We start from the raw sequence: 20,280 nt of genomic DNA on the forward strand, positions 1-20,280 counted from the left end.
TAAAAAATGAAAATATCTATAGGAAACGATCACGCAGGAACCGATTATAAATTAGCGGTTATTAAACATTTAGAAGCAAAAGGTCATCATGTTACTAACTACGGAACAGATTCTAATGATAGTGTAGATTATCCAGATTATGTACATCCTGTTGCGGAAGATGTTGAAAATAAAAAAGCTGATTTTGGGATTATTATCTGCGGATCTGGTAATGGAGCCAACATGACGGCTAATAAACATCAAGGTGTGCGTTCAGCATTATGTTGGACCAAAGAAATTACAGCTTTAGCCAGACAACATAACGATGCGAATATTTTAAGTATTCCAGCACGATATACAGCGGTTCAGCAAGCCATACAAATGGTTGATACGTTTTTAGAAACGGCTTTTGAAGGTGGCAGACACCAAAACCGTGTGGATAAAATACCAGCATCTTGCTAAATGGACCCTTCGCATGTACACAATCACCAGCATCCTGATTTGAGAGGTAGAAATTTATTGATTTCTATTTTTCTGAACATCCTTATTACCATAGCACAAGTTATTGGTGGTTTAGTATCTGGAAGTTTGTCGTTGTTAAGTGATGCGCTGCATAATTTTAGCGATGTTATTTCATTAATTATTAGTTACGTCGCTTCCAAACTTACCAAGCAAAAAGCCTCGGCAAGTAGAACGTTTGGTTTTAAACGCGCCGAAATTTTGGCCGCTTTTATAAATGCATCTACACTGGTAATTGTGGCTGTCATTTTAATTATTGAAGCAGTAAAACGTTTTTTTAATCCACAGGAAATTGAATCGTCTCTCGTTATTTGGTTATCTATTGTTGCTATTTTAGGCAATGGTTTTTCGGTGTTATTACTTAAAAGGGATTCCAAATCAAACCTTAATATGCGTTCAGCTTATTTGCATCTTATTACTGATATGCTGGCAAGTGTGGCCGTTTTAATTGGTGGATTATTGATGAAATATTACCAGTTATATTGGGTAGATAGCGTATTAACCTTTTTAATTGCCGTGTATTTAATTTGGGTTGGTTGGGATTTATTAAAAACATCCACCAAAATGATTATGCTTTTTACACCAGATCATATCAACATTGAAGAGGTGGTAAAAACAGTCAATCAGATTCCGAAAGTTAAAAAATTACACCATGTTCATATTTGGAATTTAAGTGATGATGAACTGCATTTAGAAGCGCATTTAGATTTATACGAAAACATATCCATAACCGAATTTGATAACTTGTTAATAACCATAGAAAACGTATTGCACGACGAGTTTAATATTAATCACGTTACCATTCAACCAGAATATGATAAAGCCGATCCTAAAGAAATAATTGTTCAAGACTAACCAAGTTAATACCTATGAAACAGCTTGCTTTACTTTGTGTTTTAGTAGTTTTTAGTTCCTGCTCGCACGTTACTGAAAATATTATAGATGAAGCGTTTCCAGAGCCAGAAGGTTTGGAAATAGGCGTTAAAAACAATACAAATTTAACCTTTTTACGTACTGAAATCGTGGCAGCTAATGGTAATTTGGTATTTCAACAAATAGCACCTAATAGTTATTCTGGTTTTTATGAAATGTCTGCTATTTATTCTGAAGTAGAAATAACAGTTCAAACAGAAAATGGTTATTATTCTTATATACCAACCAGTTATAATCAAGATACGCGCGTCACTAAAGGACGTTTTTATTTTGAAGTATCTATAATCACGCCCGGTAATACATTAGTTGTCACTAGAAAATCCTTTTAACAATGTTAGAAATTAAGACCAAAATATTTCAAGAATTAACACGTGATGAATTGTATCAATTATTGCAACTTCGCAGTGAAGTATTTGTAGTAGAACAAGATTGTGTGTATCAAGATATTGATGGAAAAGACGATAAAGCCCTACATGTTTTAGGTTTTAAAAATGATAAAATAGTTGCGTATACGCGCATATTTAAACCCGGTTTTTATTTTGATGACGCTAGTATTGGTCGTGTGGTTGTGAAAAATTCTGAACGCAAACACCAATATGGTTATGATATTATGAAAGCATCTATTGAAGCCATAAAAAACACCTATAACGAGACCACTATTAAGATTTCCGCACAAACGTATTTAAAAAAATTCTATACTAATTTAGGGTTTCAGGAAGTTGGCGAAGGGTATTTAGAAGATGGTATTCCACATATTGGAATGATTAAAACCTAATTTTTTCCACCAACATAGGTCAGTAATATTTCTACACGTCTGTCAAATTTGGCTTCACCACCTAATGGGAATCTACCACGCATACCAACGAATTTCATGCGTTTTTTTTCAACTCCTTTCCGCGCTAAATAATCGTAAATATATTTAGCTCTAGTTACCGATAAATTTTGCTTATTTGTTGCTCTATCAACGGCATCACGACGATTTTGTGTACAACACACATGTCCTTGAATGGTAAAATAAATATCGTCGCGTTCTTTGAGTGTTTCAGCAATTTCCTCTAATGTTTTTTTAGATTCCGGAAGTAAATAACTATAACCTGTTTTGAATAAAATATTTTCTAATAAGAATTTATCACCAGCTTTCACATCGCCTTTTAAAGATTCTGAAAAATCCTTTTTCTTGGGTTTTATTAAATCGGCTTCTGTTCTTGGCGGGGAATAAGGTTTTACACGAATTTCAACCTTGCGGTTTAAGCCACGAATTTTTGCTATATTTTCTTCATCTAAAACTTTTAATAACACTTCGCCTTTGCCATCTACATTGGTAATTTTAGTTTCATCAAACTCATTATTCGAAAAAATGGTTTTGATGGAATTGGCTCGGTATTGCGAGAGTTTTAGGTTGTAGGAATCGGTTCCGGTATCATCGGTAAAGCCGTAAATGGAAATTTTTTCAATATCTAAAGATTCAATTTCAGAAAGGAATAATAGCAACCTGCTTTCTTCAGTTGGTAATACGATATATTCATCAGTTTCAAAAAATACAATATGCCTGCGCTCTTCTTGTGAAAAAAGCCAGTTGAAACCAATAAAAAATAGGATGACTATTCTTGTTTTCATTACTAAAAGGGCATATAAATCTCAATATATTTAAATTATTTTAAATAACCATTATAAGTACTTGGATTCGATAATATGGTGGCTGCTTTTTTGATTTCTAAATTATGAACTTTATAATAATCATATAAACCTTCACGGTAGACGTAACGCTTAACAATTTCGTCTGTTAAAAGGGTTAGTAAATCATCTTTATTCTCATCAATGGCGAGCGCTTTGGAGTTATTTAAATTACTAATTAATGTGTTGTAATCTTTTTGAATGTTATCATCTAGTTGTTCCTTTTCAGCACTTTTTAAGACATCTGCCAAAGCTTTTTCGGTTTCGGTAACGTAGTTGAAGTTATTCGTTTTTAAATAGCTTTTAAAGGCATTAAAATCGGCATTAGATAATTCAAAATCTGTCACATTCAAATTTGGATGCTTGTAGTAATATTCGGTTGCATAATCAAATATTAAAAAGTCGTTTTGAATGGCATTTGTAATGGCTGAATTTTCAATAACATTTAACGTTTCATCCGGTAAAACACCGCCACCATCAAAAACCTTACGGCCATTTTTGGTTTTAAACTCGTTGTATTTATCCTTTTCAATGCGTACAGCGTTGTTATTATCATCACGATGCCAATAATCTAATGCTTGAATACAACGCCCAGAAGGCGTGTAATAACGGGAAATGGTAATTTTAAGCTGTGTACCATAAGACAAGGGTTTTGGTCGTTGCACAAGGCCTTTTCCAAAACTTCTAGAACCTACAATTACAGCTCGATCTAAATCTTGTAAGGAACCTGATACAATTTCACTTGCTGATGCGCTTCCGCCATTAATAAGAACCACTAGCGGAATTTCCGTATCAATTGGCTCCTTTTGAGTGTAATATTCACGATTGTATTTTTTGACTTTTGATTTAGTTGTCACAACCAATTGCCCTTTAGGGATAAATAAATTAACCACATTTACAGCTTCCAATAATAAACCACCAGGATTGCCACGTAAATCTAAAATAACACGTTCGGCACCTTGGGCTTTTAAATCGCGCAAGGCATAACCTGTTTGTTGGGAGGCTTTATTATTAAATTTATTCAGTACGATATAGCCTGTTTTGTCATCCACCATAGAAAAATGGGGTACCGCATCAATTTCAATTTCCGATCGGGTAATTTTTGTTGTAAACTCCTTGCCTTGACGTAAATACATCACGTTTACTTGAGAACCATTGGTCCCTTTTAATAAATCGCCAGCGTCATCTTTATAATTAGCAATGACGGTGTTTTCAATTTTTATAATTTCATCACCAGCTTTTAAACCGGCTTTATCAGCCGGATAATCTTTGTATGGTTCAATAATAACCAGTTTGTCTTTCATGGTGCGCACGTTGGCACCAATTCCGGTATAATCACCAGTACGTCTTATTTTTTCAGCTTCTACATCTTGTTCATTATAAAACTGGGTATATGGATCCAAATCTTTCAGCATACTTTTAATGGCAGTATCCATTAATTCAGCAGGATTGGTTTCATCCACATAATTCATATTAATTTCTTTATATAAGGTGGTGAAGATTTCAATTTGCTTTGCTATTTCAAAAAAATCGTTTTGAAAAGCCGAACCTGTTATGAAAACAGTGAGCGCGAAAAAGGGGATAAGGATGCGCTTTTTAAGTAATTTTTTCATGGTTAGTTTCTTTAGAAATGGCGTTTGTAAACTTTTTAAATAGTTTATTCATGGACTGCTCCACCTGAATATACGTTGGTTTACTGCTACCAATGTACAAAATCATAAACGCATAAGATGTTGTCATATTGTTAAAATATGTGGTTTTGTTTAATCTATAGGCTTCACGCATAAGGCGTTTAATGCGCATCCTATCTACCGCTTTTTTAAAATGTTTTTTGGATACGGAAACGCCTGTTTTAATTGGTGTATCTACATCTTCAGGTGTGGTTTCAATATAAACCATACGAAATGGATAAGCAGAAACGGATTGCCCTTCTGTAAAGAGTTTATCTATCAGTTTTTTGCTTTTTAATTTTTCGTGTTTGTTATACGTTCTATCCATGCAGTTTCAAAGGTACAAAGTAAGCATAAAAAAAAGCTGCTTTTACTAAAAAAGCAGCTTTTTGAATACTTTAAAAAAATTTATTTTTCTAGTTTATTATTCTCTCTATTAATATCTGCCACCCATTGTTTTGGGTCTATTTCAACAGATTTTATAGCTTTTGAAACCTCAAACGTATAGTTTGGATTTGCCCAAGCCCAATCCGCAATAATAGTGGCTTCAGTTGGTTTTTCACCACGCATCATTTGTAGTGGAATGTAAAAATCTTCTGTGGTACCATCTGTATAGGTTACGGTTAAATCTATAGGCATTGGAATAATTTCAATACGCTCTAAAGAAATGGTTTTATCCTCTATACTTTTTACAGCATAATCAATGGTGTTGGTGGTTTGAGCAAAATCAATTAAATACCAATCTAATTCTAAATCCGTCACTTTTTCAGCTGAACGAATAATATCTAATGGTGTTGGGTGCTTAAATTTAAAATCATTAAAATATTTTTTAATGGTTTTGCTTAAATTTTCTTCACCAATAATATAACCCAATTGCGATAAAAACACGGAACCTTTACTATATGCTGCAATACCATAAGCCTGATTATAAGCGTAACGATCCGCATGCGTTGTTAGTGGTTGCTCTTTATCAGATTTTGCTAAAAACAAATAGCTTCTATAAGATGCTGACGTCGGATGATCATTGCCTTCATCCATCACTTCATTCATGGCGTAATCACTGTAAAAGCTAGTAAAACCTTCATCCATCCACTCGTGTTTTAACTCGTTGGTAGCTAATAAAAACTGAAACCAAGTATGTGCTAATTCGTGTGCCGTAACACCTACTAAACTCCCAAACGAGCGATTTCCAGTAATTAGCGTACCCATAGCATATTCCATACCGCCATCACCACCTTGAATAACCGAGTATTGCTTGTATGGATATTCGCCAATATGTTCACTAAAATATTGCATTAATGCAACCGTTTTTGGTTGTAGTTTTTTCCAGTCTGCTTGCTTTTCAGCATCCAATGTGTTTTTGTAATAAAAATGCAATAATGGTCCATCAGGAACTTGCATCGTATCATGAATATAATCAGGATCTGCAGCCCACATAAAATCGTGAACTTTCGGTGCAATGATGTGAATGGTTTTTTTATTTCCTTTTATTTTCACGTCTTCTTGTTGATAACCTGTACTACCAACAACGTAATTTTTATCAATGGTTAATTTGACATCAAAATCGCCCCAAACACTGTGAAACTCACGACCAATATATGGATCAGCATGCCAGCCTTCAAAATCGTATTCGGCTAATTTTGGATACCATTGCACCATTGATAACGCCACACCTTCTGCGCTGTTTCGTCCGGAACGACGAATTTGAACAGGTACTTGACCATCAAAATCCATATCAAATGTTACAGATTCTCCTGGTTGAATAGATTTTGCTAACTGAACTTCTAAAACCGTACCAACAGTTTCATGCTTTAATGTTGTTCCATTTTGCTTTAATGAATTGACTTTAATATACCCAATTTCGTTAGGTTGAAGTTTACTAATTCTATCGCCAACACGTCTGTCTGGATCTGAAATAGTTCTAGAACGTACATCCATTTCACTACCTGGTTGAAAGGCATTAAAATATAAATGATAATACACACGGTTTAAAACATCCGGTGAATTATTGGTGTATACTAATTTCTGTTTACCTTGATATTGAAAGGATTCCACATCCATATCAATTTCCATTTTATAGTCAACATGTTGTTGCCAATAGTACGGGTTGTTGGATTTTTCTACTGGATTTTGTGCTTCTACTTGACTTGTTGTACCACAAGCTAATAGAAGACTTAAACAGCATACGGAAAGCATGATTTTTTTCATAATACGTAAAATTTAAGTAAAAAAAATCCCATCGGTTTAGGATGAGATTTTTTTTGTTATAAAATAATTATTTCATCTGGCTAGCCATGATTAGTGCGTTGTAAGCATTCACCATTTTACCTGATTTTGTTAAATCACCAAACGGTCTAACATCAGTAGCTTCACCACCAACAATAACCTTTGTTTTAACAGCAATTCCAGAATCTAAAATTACTTGTTTAACTTGTTCTGCAGATAACTTTGGATAGTAAGAACGAATTAAAGCAGCAACTCCAGCAACCGCAGGAGCAGCCATTGATGTTCCACCTTTTGTATCGTATTCATTTTCTGGTGTTGCAGAATATACTTGAGCGCCTGGCGCAAAAACATCTACATTTATTTTTCCGTAGTTAGAAAAACCAGCAACCATTCCAGAACCATATTTAGGCTCTAAAGCACCAACTGTAATAAAGGTTTTTGATACTTCTGGACCTATTCCTATTGCATCATTTGGAAATACATCTATGGTATCAATATCAATACCTTCGTTTCCAGCAGCATTAATAAAAAGCACATCATTATCGCTTGCATATTTAATAGCATCACGAACCCAATCACTGTGAGTTGAGTAGTATTTTCCAAAACTTCCGTTAATAACTTTAGCACCATTATCAACAGCATAGCGAATTGCTAATGCAATATCTTTATCATATTCGTCACCATTTGGAACAGCACGTAAACTCATAAGTTGAACGTTGTTTGCAACACCGTTAGCGCCCAAACCGTTGTTACGTTCTGCAAGAATAATTGCCGCAACGTGTGTACCGTGACTTTCATCTTTTTCAGAAGGCATAACGTTACCGTTTCCGTAACCTACATCTGATAAATTATCTGGATCATCACCAGTTGTTCTACCTTTTAAGTCTTTATTTAAGTTTACGTTTACTTGATCTGTGAAATAATCAACACCTCCTTTAATTGCTTTTAAAGCAGCTGCTGAATTATCTAAACCATTAGCATACATGTTTTGTAACATGGCAGCAGCTTGTTTTACATCAGCTTTATCCGAATCAATAGCAGCAACTTCTTCTTTTGTATAGTCTTCTTTTTCTAAATGTTTAGAAATAGTTTCGTCAGACGTTTTTACCATTTGGTAAATTTGGTCATAACGTTCCTTGTTCGCTAAAGCTTCTTGGTATTTTTCGTCATATTCTGCTACTGCAGCATCATATTGTGGATTTGATGTATCTCCTTTTGCAATAATTCTAACAAATTCTAATTGCTCATCATAAGCATCACCTAAAAAATTCCAACCATGAATATCATCAATATAACCATTGTTATCATCATCAATTCCGTTTCCAGGAATTTCATTTTTGTTAGTCCAAAGCACACCAGCTAAATCTTCATGCTCTATATCAATTCCAGAATCGATTACAGCTACAATTACCGTTTCGCCTTTTTTGTTTTTAATGATTTCAGCATAGGCTTTATCAACACTCATACCTGGAATGGTATCTGTTACGAGGTCTAAATGTCCCCAATTTTGTTTTTCGGCTTCTGTCAGATCACTGACTTTTAACGGTACTGTATCAATGTTTTCAATAGGTGTCGATAAAACTTCGGCACCACCACCGCAACTGGTCATTACTACAGCAGTACAGGCTGTAAATACAAACGATTTAATAAATTTCATGTTTAAAATATAAGTTTAGTTAAAAATTTCATTACAGGTGAAAACGTCTTGTAATCGCACGCCTTTTTCTGTGTTTTTTACTGTAATAATTTCATTATGTGCGTCGTGCTCCAAAAATAGGTAATAATTATTATCTGCTGCCATTTTCAGAAATTTTTCTTTTTCGTCTAATGTCAGTAATGGTCTTGTATCATAACCCATAACAAAGGGTAGTGGTAAGTGTCCAGCGGTAGGTAACAAATCTGCCATAAAACAAATAGTTTTTCCTTTGTATTGTATCATAGGAATCATTTGTTTATCGGTATGGCCATCTGCATAAAAAATATCGAAACCTAATTCCGACTTCCGCTGAATATCACCATGTGGAACTTGTGTAAACTTTAATTGTCCACTGTTTTTAATAGGTTCAATATTTTCTTTTAAAAATGATGCTTTTTCACGATTATTTGGTTTTGTTGCCCAATTCCAATGATCATTATTACTCCAAAAATGGGCATTTTTAAAAGCCGGTTCGTAGTCGGTTTTATCTTTATTCCATTGAATGCTTCCACCACAATGGTCAAAATGTAAATGCGTCATGAAGACATCGGTTATATCATTCCGATGAAAACCGTGTTGTTTCAACGATTTATCAATGGAGTCATTTCCCCATAAAAAGTAATAGCCAAAAAATTTATCACTTTGTTTGTCACCCATTCCTGTATCAATAAGTGTGAGTTTATTGCCGTCTTCAATTAATAAACAACGTGCAGCAATATCAATCATGTTATTGGCATCTGCAGGATTGGTTTTTTGCCAAAGCGATTTTGGTACCACGCCAAACATAGCGCCTCCATCTAGTTTAAAATTACCGGAATTTATAGGATATAATTTCATAAGCATGCAAATTACGAATTCATGCCATATTACTGAAAATTATACACTGATATTAGAACTATTTTAACATTTGAAAATATAAAGAAGATTTAGGTTTTATTTGTTGCTGTGAAAAATTACTCTAATTTTATAAAAAGGAAATTATGAAAACACCATCACCACTAAAGATTAAAAATATGAAATTACTCCGTTTTGGTCGTGATTTTAAACCAGATAGTGAGGTGATTTTAAGAGATTATTTAGCTATTGAGCGTACGCGCTTGGCTAATGAACGAACCTTGTTATCTTATATCAGGTCGTCTTTATATTTATTATTAGGTGGTATTGCCTTTTTACAATTAAAAGATTTTCCAGACTTTCACTATTTAGCTTTACTTTCATTAGTATTTAGTGCCCTATTTTTTATTATTGGTGTGTATCGTTTTGTGTTATTAAAAAAGAGCCTGAAACGCTTGTATTACATGTCAGAATCCAAAAATGATGATTAATTTTATGTAAAAATAATTTATACGTTTCCCTATGAGTATACATCTCATGATTACGTTTGCCATAATTATTGTTGGTGTCTTTCTTTTTGTAAAGGATTATTTTTCTATTGATACCACGTCTATTTTAATAATGGCGTTATTTATTGTGTCTGGTGTTTTGAATCCTGAAGAAGGTTTTTCAGGTTTTAATCATCCTGCCACTATAACTTTGGGTTGTATTTTTGTTGTGAGTGGGGGTGTTTTTCATTCGGGTATTTTGGATGGGTTGAGTTATAAAATTATAAAACTAGCCAAAATTCACTACGTTGTAGCATTGGTTGTTTTTTGCGTTATAACCGCTTTATTCTCTGCGTTTATAAATGATACCGCTGTCGTAGCATTAATGTTACCAATAGCATTAACCGTTTGCCGAGAAACAGGAATTAGTCCAGGAAGATTACTCATGCCTATTTCCTTTGCAGCACTTTTTGGTGGTACTTGTACGCTTATTGGAACTTCAACAAATATTTTAGTAAGTAGTTATGCTAAACAATATGGTTTGGAGCCATTTGGTATGTTCGAGTTTAGCCAAGCTGCTTTATGTTTATTGATTGTTGGTTTTCTGTATATCTTCCTTATCAGTCCTTTATTACTTCCGAAAAACAAAAAACCCGATGCTTTAACGCTTGAAGCTAAACAATATATTACTGAATTAATGGTAGCTGAAGATTGTAGCGATATTGATAAATTAATTTCTGAATCCATTCTCACAAATGATTATAAAATATCCGTCCTTTCCATTTTAAGGGATGGTTATTTAATCTACGATTTAAACCCAGAAACCACCATCAAACAAGGTGATATTTTAAAGGTAATGCTTCCACCCCAAACTATTAATAGGTTGTTAGATATTAAAGGGTATCAAGTAGAGGGAAGCCAGCGGATTAAAACGGCTGAAGATTCGTCTGAAGCATATAATATTTATGAAGTTATTATTCCTATTGGATCACCATTAGCTGAAGGTACTTTAAAATCCATGCGATTTAATAGAACCTATAATATGGCGGTTTTAGCTATCAGGCAACGAGGCGATGTGTTATTAGATAAATTGACGTCTATTCATTTAAAGGAAGGTGATATGCTATTGGTTTTAGGAAGCAAAACGGAACTTCAAAATTTAGAAAATCAAAAATTAGTGGTTACGCTTTCTGAATATGAAAAGAAAAAAACCAATTATAAAAAAGCCATTCCAGCTATTTTAATTGGAATAGGTGTGGTTTTAGCAGCATCATTAAATATTACCACTATTTTAATAAGTGCCATGATAGGTGCTTTACTTATGATTTTAACGGGTATTTTAAAACCTAAAGAAGCCTATCAAGCCGTAGAATGGAAGGTGATTTTTATGATGGCTGGTGTCTTATCTATGGGAACGGCATTAGAAAAAACGGGAGGCGCCACATTAATTGCTGATTTTATTGAAAAAACCTTGGGTCAGTACGATGCCCATATAACGTTGAGTCTTTTATATTTGGTAACATTTATTTCTACAAATTTAATTTCTAGTAAAGCTACAGCGGCGTTAATGACACCTGTTGTAATTAGTTTAGCAGCCATTATGGAAGTTAGTGAACGGCCTTTTTTAGTCGCCGTTATGTTTGCTTGCTCCTTAACATTTATGACACCCATGAGTTATCCAACAAACACCATGGTTTATGCACCTGGAAATTATAAATTCAATGATTTTTTAAAAGTAGGAACACCATTAAATTTTATAATTTGGGTAGCTGCATCGTTTGTAATTCCGTATTTCTTTCCATTTTAAAATCGATTTTTTAGCGCTTTTAATAAATTCTATTCCTAAAAAATTTATTTACGTTGAATAAAAAACCTTATTTTACCACCAAAATTAAAATAGAAAAGCTGTGTTGGTGTGGCTATTCTAAATGAACAATTAGATTGTTATAAGTTTATTATTATGATTTTCAGTTGTTTTTTTGTTAGGTTTTATGCTATATACGACCTTTAAACCTTGAATTAGAAAAACAAAACACTATATGTTAGAATTAGGCGGAATTATCATTTTAGGCATATTAGCACAATGGGTAGCTTGGAAATTAAAAATCCCAGCTATTTTACCTCTAATTTTAATCGGTTTATTAGTTGGACCAATTGCTGCCGAGTTTTTATCGGAAGATGGAACCAAATGGATTGAACCACGATGGAATGGTGAAGAAGGTCTATTTCCGGGCGAAAGTTTATTCTACTTTGTATCCCTTGCAATTAGTATCATTCTTTTTGAAGGTGGTTTAACCTTGCGGATGGGTGAAATTAAAAACGTAGCACCAGCTATTACAAAATTAATTACCATTGGTTCTATAGTTACATTTTTTGGAGCAGCTGTTGCGGCTCATTATATATTCTATTTAAGTTGGGAAATTTCATTTTTGTTTTCTGCCTTAATCATTGTTACGGGACCAACCGTAATTACACCGATTTTACGAAATATTCCCCTTAAAAAAGATGTTTCAGCCGTTCTAAAATGGGAAGGTATTTTAATTGATCCTATTGGTGCATTGGTTGCCGTTTTGGTTTTCGAATTTATTAGTGTTGATGGCGGTGGTGAGTATACCAAAACAGCCTTTATTGAGTTTGGTAAAATTGTATTATTTGGATTTACTTTCGGTTTTACATTTGCACATGCTCTTAATATTATTATGAATAAAAAGTGGATACCACATTATTTAATGAATGTATTCGCTCTAGCTGCCGTTTTAGGCGTTTTTATTTTAGCTGATATTTTTGCGCATGAATCTGGATTATTAGCCGTTGTTGTTATGGGAATGGTTTTAGGAAACTCCAATTCACCCTATTTAAAGGAGCTTTTATACTTTAAAGAATCTTTAAGTATCCTTTTAATTTCCATATTATTTATTCTATTGGCTGCCAATATTAATTATCAGGAATTACTGTTAATATTCAACTGGAATACGGTACTCCTTTTTGCTATTGTAGTCTTTGTTTTAAGACCAATTGGCGTTTTTATCAGTTCGCATGGTTCTAATTTAAAACTCAACGAAAAACTCTTTATTAGTTGGGTTGGACCACGAGGTATTGTTGCGGCAGGTATTGCATCATTATTCGGATTAAAATTAGCAAGTGATGGTGTTCCAGGCGCTGAATACATTACACCTTTAGTGTTTATGATTGTTTTAGGAACCGTTTTGTTAAACGCAACCACTGCAAGAATGTTTGCTAAAATGGTTGGTGTATTTTTAAATAAATCAGAAGGTGTTTTAATTGTTGGTGCTTCTAAAGTTTCTAGATTGTTAGGTCATTATTTAGAGTCCCGTGGCAGACATGTTGTGCTAATTGATAGTAACCAAAACAATATTGCAAAGGCTAAAGAATTAGGGCTTGAAGCAATAAACACCAATATTTATTCCGATAAATTAATGGATAATATTGAACTAAATGCCATGGGATATTTAATGGCTTTAACGGGAAGTTCAGATATTAATAAATATGCAATTAATAAGTTTAGTAAGCTATATGGAGAAAATGGCTCTTTTAGATTATTAACATCAACAGAAACTCTAGAAACAGACGTTGTCCCTGGTGAAGGGTTGTTTTCTCACACAACGGATTATAGCACATTAGTTTCGGTTACTAATAAATATCCGTCTATTCAGGAACTTCCTTTGGAGGGAAGAGAACATTATGAGGAATTGTTGAAAATAACCAATGCTGACGAAGAGATTATTCCGTTGTTTCTAAAAGACCTAGATAATCAATTGATAATAATAGGTTCTGAAAACTTAAACTTAGAGGATATTCAACCTAAATGGGAACTTGTTTACCTTGGAAAACCTATTGATGTCGAGAAATTGAACGGAAAGGCAAAGGTTAATCAAGAGGAGGTTTAATTCTTAAACTTACTAACTTGTTTGTAAGCAGGCGAAAGCAGAAATCCATAAATGCGCATAATTTTCCCCAAAAAAAAGACTCACATTAATGTGAGTCTTTTAAATTTCTATATTTTATTTTTTCCAATTAGAATAAGGTTAGTCGTTCAACTTCAAAACAGCCATAAATGCTTCTTGTGGAATTTCAACATTACCAACTTGTCTCATACGTTTTTTACCTTTTTTCTGCTTTTCTAACAACTTACGTTTACGCGAAATATCTCCACCATAACATTTTGCCGTTACATCTTTACGAAGTGCTTTTACGGTTTCACGCGCAATAATTTTGGCGCCAATAGCAGCTTGAATAGGAATATCAAATTGTTGACGTGGAATTAATTCCTTCAACTTTTCACACATTTTTTTTCCAATAAGGTGTGCATTATCAGCATGGATTAATGCGGAAAGCGCATCAACAGGTTGTGCGTTTAATAACACATCTAAACGTACCAATTTAGATACTTTCATACCAATTGGCGAATAATCAAAAGAGGCATATCCTTTAGAAACTGTTTTTAAACGATCGTAGAAATCGAAAACAATTTCGGCTAATGGCATTTCAAAAGTCAACTCAACACGATCTGTAGTTAAATAAGTCTGATTAACAATCATTCCACGCTTCTCAATACACAAACTCATAACGTTACCTACAAAATCTGCTTTGGTAATAATGGTTGCTTTTATAAAAGGCTCTTCAACACGATTTACAGTTGTTGGTTCCGGTAAATCACTAGGATTGTTAACTATAAAAGGCACATTAGGTTCTTTATTGGTAAACGCGTTGTACGAAACGTTAGGAACTGTTGTAATAACCGTCATATCAAACTCACGCTCTAAACGTTCTTGAATAATTTCCATGTGTAACATACCTAAAAATCCACAACGGAAACCAAAACCTAAAGCTGCTGAACTTTCTGGTTGAAATACCAAAGACGCATCATTAAGCTGCAATTTTTCCATAGAGTTTCTTAACTCTTCATAATCTTCGGTATCAACAGGGTAAATACCTGCAAAAACCATTGGTTTTACATCTTCAAAACCTTCAACAATATTGGTTGTAGGATTGGCAAAATCCGTAATAGTATCACCAACTTTTACTTCTTTGGCGGTTTTTATTCCGGTAATCAAATACCCAACATCTCCAGCTTTTACACTCTGTTTTGGAACTTGACTTAATTTTAAAGTACCCACTTCATCAGCAAAATATTCTTTACCTGTAGCAACAAATTTAATTTTCTGGCCTTTTTTAATTTCGCCATTAAACACGCGGAAATACGTTTCAATTCCTCTAAAAGTATTGTAAACAGAATCAAATATTAAAGCTTGAAGCGGTTCATCCACATTACCTTTTGGTGCCGGAATACGTTTTATAATGGCTTCTAAAATATTTTCAATACCAAAACCTGTTTTTCCACTAGCATGAATCACGTCACTAGGATCGCAACCAAGAAGATCAACGATATCATCGGTAACTTCTTCCGGATTGGCGCTTGGTAAATCTACTTTATTCAATACGGGAATAATCTCTAAATCATTCTCTAAAGCCAAATATAAATTAGAAATGGTTTGTGCTTGAATACTTTGTGCAGCATCTACAATTAAAAGGGCACCTTCACAAGCGGCAATAGATCGTGAGACCTCATAAGAGAAATCTACGTGACCTGGCGTATCAATAAGATTCAAGACGTATTTTTCGCCTTCAAATTCATAATCCATTTGTATGGCGTGCGACTTGATGGTAATACCACGTTCACGCTCCAAATCCATACTATCTAAAAGTTGTGCTTGTTGTTCGCGAGCTGTTACAGAACCAGTAGCGTCCAATAAACGATCTGCTAACGTACTTTTTCCGTGATCAATATGTGCAATAATGCAAAAATTTCTAATGTTCTTCATAACCTGTTGTCTAGCATGGTAACTAATTGGCAAATATAATTGTTTTATTATGCTTTAAATATATATAGCAAACAATCTTAATATATTATTTACGGGAAAACCGTAATTTTTAGTAAAAAACAATCTTTATATTGCGAGTCCAATTTTTTTTTGATGAATACGAAACCATTTTTAGTCCTTATTTGTTTTAGTCTATTTGTTTCATTGTCTGCTTTTTCACAAAATTTTTCGGTTTCTGGTAAGTTAATCGATCTTCAAAAACAGCCTATTGCTTATGCCAATATTTTGTTGCTTTCTAGTCAAGATTCTACCGCAGTAAAAGGTACTACGTCTGTAGATGACGGTTCGTTTAAAATTGAAAATGTGCCAACAGAAAACTATATGCTTAAAATAAGTTTTGTTGGTTTTAAAGATGTTCTACTGCCTATTCAAATTACAGATATCGACTTAATTATACAAGATATTACGTTAGAAGAATCTGCTGAAGCACTTAATGAAGTGTCTATTATAGCTAATAAACCAACACTTAAAAAAGAAGTAGATCGTTTGGTTTTTAGTGTAGCAAATACCGCTTTAAGTGAAGGTAATATGAAAGACGTTTTAAAAAGTACGCCAAGTGTTTTAATTCTTGATAATAGCCTAACCGTCCGGAATTCGAAACCTACGGTTTATATTAACGACCGAAAAATTCACCTTTCTGATGCCGAATTATTACAGCTATTAGAAGGCACACCTGCAAATTCTATTAAATCCATTGAAGTTATTACCAATCCGCCAGCAAAATATGATGCTGAATCTGGTGTGGTTTTAAATATTATTATGACTAAAAGTCTAGCAACGGGTTATAATGGAACTGCTTTTGCAAACTATACCCAAGGTACGTATGCGAGATACAATGCTGGAATTTCTAATTTTTATAAAACCGATAAAATAAACATCTTTGCAAGCTATAGTTATACAGATTCTAAAATAGCACGTGTAAGTGATGAGCGCGTTAATTATAGAGACAATACGGGTATTTATGAGCGTTGGTATTCAGATGTGAACCGAACAACTTGGTCTCAAACACACACCATAAATACGAATTTCGATTATTTTATAAACGATAAAAACACCATAAGCTTTTCAGCTAATTTACTGTATTTACCAGAATTTGAGTACATTACTAAAGGACATACAGACGTGTTGGATTCAGGGTATAATCAACTTTATAATTTTGATACTGAAAACGATTCCGATGATGATAAGTATAACTTCGGATTCGATTTAGATTATGATTTAGAATTTGATAATGGTAGTAGTTTATCCTTAAACACACATTTCACAACCTATGATTACCATCGCGATCAACGTGTTCAGAGTCTTTATAAAGATGTAAATAACAATTTTGATTATAGGAATCTATTCAATACCTCATCAGATCAAAATACCTTATTAAATACCGTTCAAGCCGATTATAGTTTACCTATAAATGATACATCATCATTTGCAGTGGGAGCCAAAGCGTCTTTTGTCAATACAGATAGCCAATTAAACCAGTATAACCTTCTAGGCTCAAGTTTTGTTTCGGATGTCACCAATTCTAATGCGTTTGATTATTCGGAAAGTGTACTGGCAGCCTATGCTAGTTTTGATAAAAATTGGGAAAAGTGGAGTATAAGTTTCGGTTTACGGGTGGAACAGACAGATACCGAAGGAAAATCTGTAGTTACGAATAACACCATGTCTCAAGACTATTTTAATTGGTTTCCAACCGCCAATATTAAATACCAAGTTTCCGAAAAAATAAGTGTGTATTCCAATTACAAGCGCAGTATAGAACGTCCTGATTTTCAATCTTTAAATCCGTTTAAATTCTTTTTAAATGATAATACCATTGTAACTGGAAATCCTAATTTGCAGCCTGCTGTTGCAGATCATTTTGTAGTAGGTGCTTCTTTAAATAATAGTTTTTTTGTAGAAGCCTATTATAAAGATATTGATGCAAATTCCATGGAGTTACCACTTCAAGACAATGCAAACAACTTATTGATTTATACACCAACCAATTTAGCAGGAACCAGAGAATATGGTTTTGATTTTGTAGGTATTTTTGATATTACAGAACGTTGGAATGTGTATGCTGTTACCTCATTTTATAATATGCAGGAAGAAATAAATATTAATAATGAAGCGCTAGAAATGGATAGATGGTCTAACTACTCCGTGTTAAGTAATTCCTTCACATTTTTAAAAGACAATAGTTTGTCAGCTAATTTTTCATTGGTTTATGTTAGTAAAAACCAACAAGGATTCCAGACTATAGAATCCTTGCTATTTTCAGATTTAGTCATTAAAAAAACCATTTTAAATAAGAGAGGTTCTTTGGCTTTAACGTTTTCTGATTTATTTAATACGCAAAATTATACGGTAACTTCTCGCTATTTAAATCAAGATAATTCCCGACACTTAAATCAGGATAATAGGTACGTAAAATTTGGTTTCACCTATAAATTTGGTAATACAGGATTAAGTACTAACCAACGTACTAAAGAACGTGAAGAACGTGATAGGTTGGAGAAGGGTGAGTAATTAAACCTTAAACAAGAATAAGAATTTTCTTTTGGCATAAATAGTGCTTTATATGGAAAACACTACAATCTTAAATGGCTTATTTGAAAGAATTTTTAATACTCGTTATCTTATTTTTAACCTTAAGTTGTGAAGAAACTGTAACTGAATCTCGAAATTATCCGAGAGATAATAATTCCGATATTTTTCTAATTAAGAAAATAGATTTGGATACTACAAATTTTAACTTCAAACAAATCACGAGTTGGGTTAGTGGTAATGATTATTCCAATAGATTATCACTGATAGAAATAATAGATGGAGGCGTTAAAAAACGCATATTTCCACATTCGTATGCAGGTTGCTTTTTTAGCGAAAGGAATATTATAAGAATAAAGTCAGATTCAATTCTGAAAGACTCTGGTTATCCAATAGACTATTTAAAGCCTATTTTAAGCGAACATTATTTGAACATTCCAAAGAATTATCCGTATTCAAAATCATCACAATTTGCCATGGTCGAAATTACGATAGATACAAGTAAAACGGCAACAGAATTAAAAAACCTATTGATAAAAGTAACACAAACTTTTGATGAAATAAATGCTGTAAATAAGGACTCTTTAGAATTAAGAATTTACTTTGATTATTTCAGGCAGATGCCATCACCACCTGCACCACCAAGAAATCTTGAACCTGTAATAGATTATTAATTATTTCAGAATCGCAATCCTGTTATTCTTGCCATTCCGCAATAAACAAATTGGTGTCTCTTCCACCACCATTATTTCTATTAGAAGAAAAAATTAGTTTTTTACCATCATTAGAAAATACGGGAAAGGCATCAAAGGTTTCACTATGTGTTACACGTTCCAAATTCTTCCCATCAATATCAATCAAGTATAAATTAAACGGAAAACCACGTGGGGATTCAAAGTTAGACGAGAACAAAATTTTCTTACCACTTGGGTGAAAAAACGGACTCCAATTGGCATTTCCTAAATCGGTTAATTGGCGTAAATCGCTACCATCAGCATTACAGATATACAATTCCATTTCGGTTGGTTGCACCAAACCTTCAGCTAATAAATCTTTATATTCTTTGATTTCTTCATCCGTTTTTGGTCTAGACGAACGGAAAATAAGTTTGGTACCATCTGGTGAGAAAAATGCACCACCATCATAACCTAATTCAAACGTTATTTGTTTTACATCAGAACCATCAATATTCATGGTGTATAATTCCAAATCCCCACTTCTATCGGATGTAAATACAATTTTATCACCTTTTGGCGATACAGTAGGTTCGGCATCATAGCCTTTTTCATTCGTTAATTGTGCTGTAATATTACCTTCTAAATCGGCTACAAAAATATCGTACGTATCATAAATCGGCCAAATGTATTTGCCATTTTTTCGTAACGGTGTATCTGGACAATCATCAGCGCCTAAATGCGTTGAAGCATAAATAATATGCTTGTTATCTGGTAAAAAATACGCACAGGTTGTACGGCCTTTTCCAGTACTTACCATTGGTGGTATATTGTCCTTAAAAGTTTCGTCGGCATTCATTAAAAACATCTGATCGCATTTTACATCCCAATCGGTATTATTAGATTGAAATACTAATTGCTTATCATCAAAACTCCAATAGGCTTCGGCATTATCGCCACCAAAGGTTATTTGCTTTAAACTTTTAAAATGAATTTCTTCAGGATATATTAAGGTATCAGCCCATTTAGTTGCGCCAGATTCGGCGTCAGGATTTTCACCTTTATCCGATTTGCAAGAAACGGTTAATACGATGGTTAATACGCATAAATAGAAAAATGGTTTCATCATGTGTTCTTATAAAAAAGTGGCAATTA

Annotated in this window: 17 protein-coding genes; 9 read left to right on the forward strand and 8 right to left on the reverse strand. The window is 33.5% G+C overall.

Features of this window, described 5'->3' with window-relative positions:
- The first annotated feature begins 6 nt into the window (after positions 1–6).
- The 4 genes from rpiB to ES675_RS03025 are packed head-to-tail and all read left to right on the forward strand — an operon-like array spanning position 7 to position 2,206.
- A complete protein-coding gene (rpiB, locus tag ES675_RS03010; RefSeq protein WP_066254473.1) occupies positions 7–441 on the forward strand; it encodes a ribose 5-phosphate isomerase B in 435 nt (144 codons plus the stop codon).
- A complete protein-coding gene (locus tag ES675_RS03015; RefSeq protein WP_066254471.1) occupies positions 442–1,353 on the forward strand; it encodes a cation diffusion facilitator family transporter in 912 nt (303 codons plus the stop codon).
- 14 nt (positions 1,354–1,367) lie between these two features.
- The gene (locus ES675_RS03020; protein ID WP_066254468.1) at positions 1,368–1,760 is read left to right on the forward strand and encodes a hypothetical protein; all 393 of its coding nucleotides are present in this window, start codon (positions 1,368–1,370) and stop codon (positions 1,758–1,760) included.
- A 2-nt stretch (positions 1,761–1,762) separates the two neighbouring features.
- Complete coding sequence (locus ES675_RS03025; protein ID WP_066254465.1) at positions 1,763–2,206, forward strand: GNAT family N-acetyltransferase; 444 nt, start codon at positions 1,763–1,765, stop codon at positions 2,204–2,206.
- Here ES675_RS03025 and ES675_RS03030 read toward each other — a convergent pair.
- From ES675_RS03030 to ES675_RS03055, 6 genes are all read right to left on the reverse strand, one after another.
- On the reverse strand, positions 2,203–3,048 hold the full coding sequence (locus tag ES675_RS03030) for an OmpA family protein (protein ID WP_066254461.1): 846 nt from the start codon (positions 3,046–3,048) through the stop codon (positions 2,203–2,205). The two genes, ES675_RS03025 and ES675_RS03030, sit on opposite strands and share 4 nt — an antisense overlap.
- A 35-nt stretch (positions 3,049–3,083) precedes the next feature.
- Entirely contained in the window at positions 3,084–4,718 is a 1,635-nt protein-coding gene (locus ES675_RS03035; protein ID WP_066254458.1) for a S41 family peptidase, read from the reverse strand.
- Positions 4,702–5,103, reverse strand: a complete 402-nt coding sequence (gene rnpA, locus ES675_RS03040) for a ribonuclease P protein component (protein ID WP_066254455.1) — start codon at positions 5,101–5,103, stop codon at positions 4,702–4,704. Before rnpA ends, ES675_RS03035 begins: the two co-directional genes overlap by 17 nt.
- Positions 5,104–5,183: 80 nt before the next feature.
- Positions 5,184–6,983, reverse strand: coding sequence for a M1 family metallopeptidase (locus ES675_RS03045; RefSeq protein WP_066254453.1), 1,800 nt, complete (start codon positions 6,981–6,983; stop codon positions 5,184–5,186).
- A 67-nt stretch (positions 6,984–7,050) separates the two neighbouring features.
- Positions 7,051–8,658, reverse strand: a complete 1,608-nt coding sequence (locus tag ES675_RS03050) for a S8 family peptidase (protein WP_066254450.1) — start codon at positions 8,656–8,658, stop codon at positions 7,051–7,053.
- Positions 8,659–8,673: 15 nt separating this feature from the next.
- A complete protein-coding gene (locus tag ES675_RS03055) occupies positions 8,674–9,534 on the reverse strand; it encodes an MBL fold metallo-hydrolase (RefSeq protein WP_066254447.1) in 861 nt (286 codons plus the stop codon).
- A 143-nt stretch (positions 9,535–9,677) separates the two neighbouring features.
- Here ES675_RS03055 and ES675_RS03060 point away from each other — a divergent pair, with 143 nt between their 5' ends.
- From ES675_RS03060 to ES675_RS03070, 3 genes are all read left to right on the forward strand, one after another.
- Entirely contained in the window at positions 9,678–10,022 is a 345-nt protein-coding gene (locus tag ES675_RS03060; protein WP_317041671.1) for a DUF202 domain-containing protein, read from the forward strand.
- Between the two features lie 31 nt (positions 10,023–10,053).
- Positions 10,054–11,826, forward strand: coding sequence for an SLC13 family permease (locus tag ES675_RS03065; RefSeq protein ID WP_066254445.1), 1,773 nt, complete (start codon positions 10,054–10,056; stop codon positions 11,824–11,826).
- A 232-nt stretch (positions 11,827–12,058) separates the two neighbouring features.
- Positions 12,059–13,927, forward strand: a complete 1,869-nt coding sequence (locus ES675_RS03070) for a cation:proton antiporter (RefSeq protein ID WP_066254442.1) — start codon at positions 12,059–12,061, stop codon at positions 13,925–13,927.
- A 138-nt stretch (positions 13,928–14,065) separates the two neighbouring features.
- Here the strand turns inward: ES675_RS03070 and lepA are convergent, their stop codons facing one another.
- Positions 14,066–15,862, reverse strand: a complete 1,797-nt coding sequence (gene lepA / locus ES675_RS03075; protein ID WP_066254438.1) for a translation elongation factor 4 — start codon at positions 15,860–15,862, stop codon at positions 14,066–14,068.
- Positions 15,863–16,015: 153 nt separating this feature from the next.
- Here lepA and ES675_RS03080 point away from each other — a divergent pair, with 153 nt between their 5' ends.
- The gene (locus tag ES675_RS03080) at positions 16,016–18,433 is read left to right on the forward strand and encodes a TonB-dependent receptor domain-containing protein (RefSeq protein WP_066254435.1); all 2,418 of its coding nucleotides are present in this window, start codon (positions 16,016–16,018) and stop codon (positions 18,431–18,433) included.
- An 83-nt stretch (positions 18,434–18,516) separates the two neighbouring features.
- Positions 18,517–19,125 carry a hypothetical protein gene (locus ES675_RS03085; RefSeq protein WP_066254499.1) on the forward strand — a complete coding sequence of 203 codons (609 nt, stop codon included), beginning with the start codon at positions 18,517–18,519 and terminating at the stop codon, positions 19,123–19,125.
- A gap of 22 nt (positions 19,126–19,147) precedes the next feature.
- On the opposite strand, the gene ES675_RS03090 is transcribed toward ES675_RS03085, so the two are convergent.
- Positions 19,148–20,254: a TolB family protein gene (locus ES675_RS03090; RefSeq protein WP_394349077.1), complete on the reverse strand. Its 1,107-nt coding sequence runs from the start codon at positions 20,252–20,254 to the stop codon at positions 19,148–19,150.
- Positions 20,255–20,280 lie beyond the last annotated feature (26 nt).

Source organism: Algorimicrobium algoritergicola (assembly GCF_008086165.1).
GTDB lineage: Bacteria > Bacteroidota > Bacteroidia > Flavobacteriales > Flavobacteriaceae > Algorimicrobium > Algorimicrobium algoritergicola.

Bases quoted from the DNA above. Each gene is read 5' to 3' on its own strand.
- ES675_RS03080 (WP_066254435.1), top strand. From the start codon at position 16,016: ATGAATACGAAACCATTTTTAGTCCTTATTTGTTTTAGTCTATTTGTT.
- ES675_RS03065 (WP_066254445.1), top strand. From the start codon at position 10,054: ATGAGTATACATCTCATGATTACGTTTGCCATAATTATTGTTGGTGTC.
- rpiB (WP_066254473.1), top strand. From the start codon at position 7: ATGAAAATATCTATAGGAAACGATCACGCAGGAACCGATTATAAATTA.
- ES675_RS03045 (WP_066254453.1), bottom strand. From the start codon at position 6,983: ATGAAAAAAATCATGCTTTCCGTATGCTGTTTAAGTCTTCTATTAGCT.
- lepA (WP_066254438.1), bottom strand. From the start codon at position 15,862: ATGAAGAACATTAGAAATTTTTGCATTATTGCACATATTGATCACGGA.
- rnpA (WP_066254455.1), bottom strand. From the start codon at position 5,103: ATGGATAGAACGTATAACAAACACGAAAAATTAAAAAGCAAAAAACTG.
- ES675_RS03015 (WP_066254471.1), top strand. From the start codon at position 442: ATGGACCCTTCGCATGTACACAATCACCAGCATCCTGATTTGAGAGGT.
- ES675_RS03025 (WP_066254465.1), top strand. From the start codon at position 1,763: ATGTTAGAAATTAAGACCAAAATATTTCAAGAATTAACACGTGATGAA.
- ES675_RS03020 (WP_066254468.1), top strand. From the start codon at position 1,368: ATGAAACAGCTTGCTTTACTTTGTGTTTTAGTAGTTTTTAGTTCCTGC.
- ES675_RS03030 (WP_066254461.1), bottom strand. From the start codon at position 3,048: ATGAAAACAAGAATAGTCATCCTATTTTTTATTGGTTTCAACTGGCTT.
- ES675_RS03090 (WP_394349077.1), bottom strand. From the start codon at position 20,254: ATGATGAAACCATTTTTCTATTTATGCGTATTAACCATCGTATTAACC.
- ES675_RS03035 (WP_066254458.1), bottom strand. From the start codon at position 4,718: ATGAAAAAATTACTTAAAAAGCGCATCCTTATCCCCTTTTTCGCGCTC.
- ES675_RS03070 (WP_066254442.1), top strand. From the start codon at position 12,059: ATGTTAGAATTAGGCGGAATTATCATTTTAGGCATATTAGCACAATGG.
- ES675_RS03050 (WP_066254450.1), bottom strand. From the start codon at position 8,658: ATGAAATTTATTAAATCGTTTGTATTTACAGCCTGTACTGCTGTAGTA.
- ES675_RS03055 (WP_066254447.1), bottom strand. From the start codon at position 9,534: ATGAAATTATATCCTATAAATTCCGGTAATTTTAAACTAGATGGAGGC.
- ES675_RS03060 (WP_317041671.1), top strand. From the start codon at position 9,678: ATGAAAACACCATCACCACTAAAGATTAAAAATATGAAATTACTCCGT.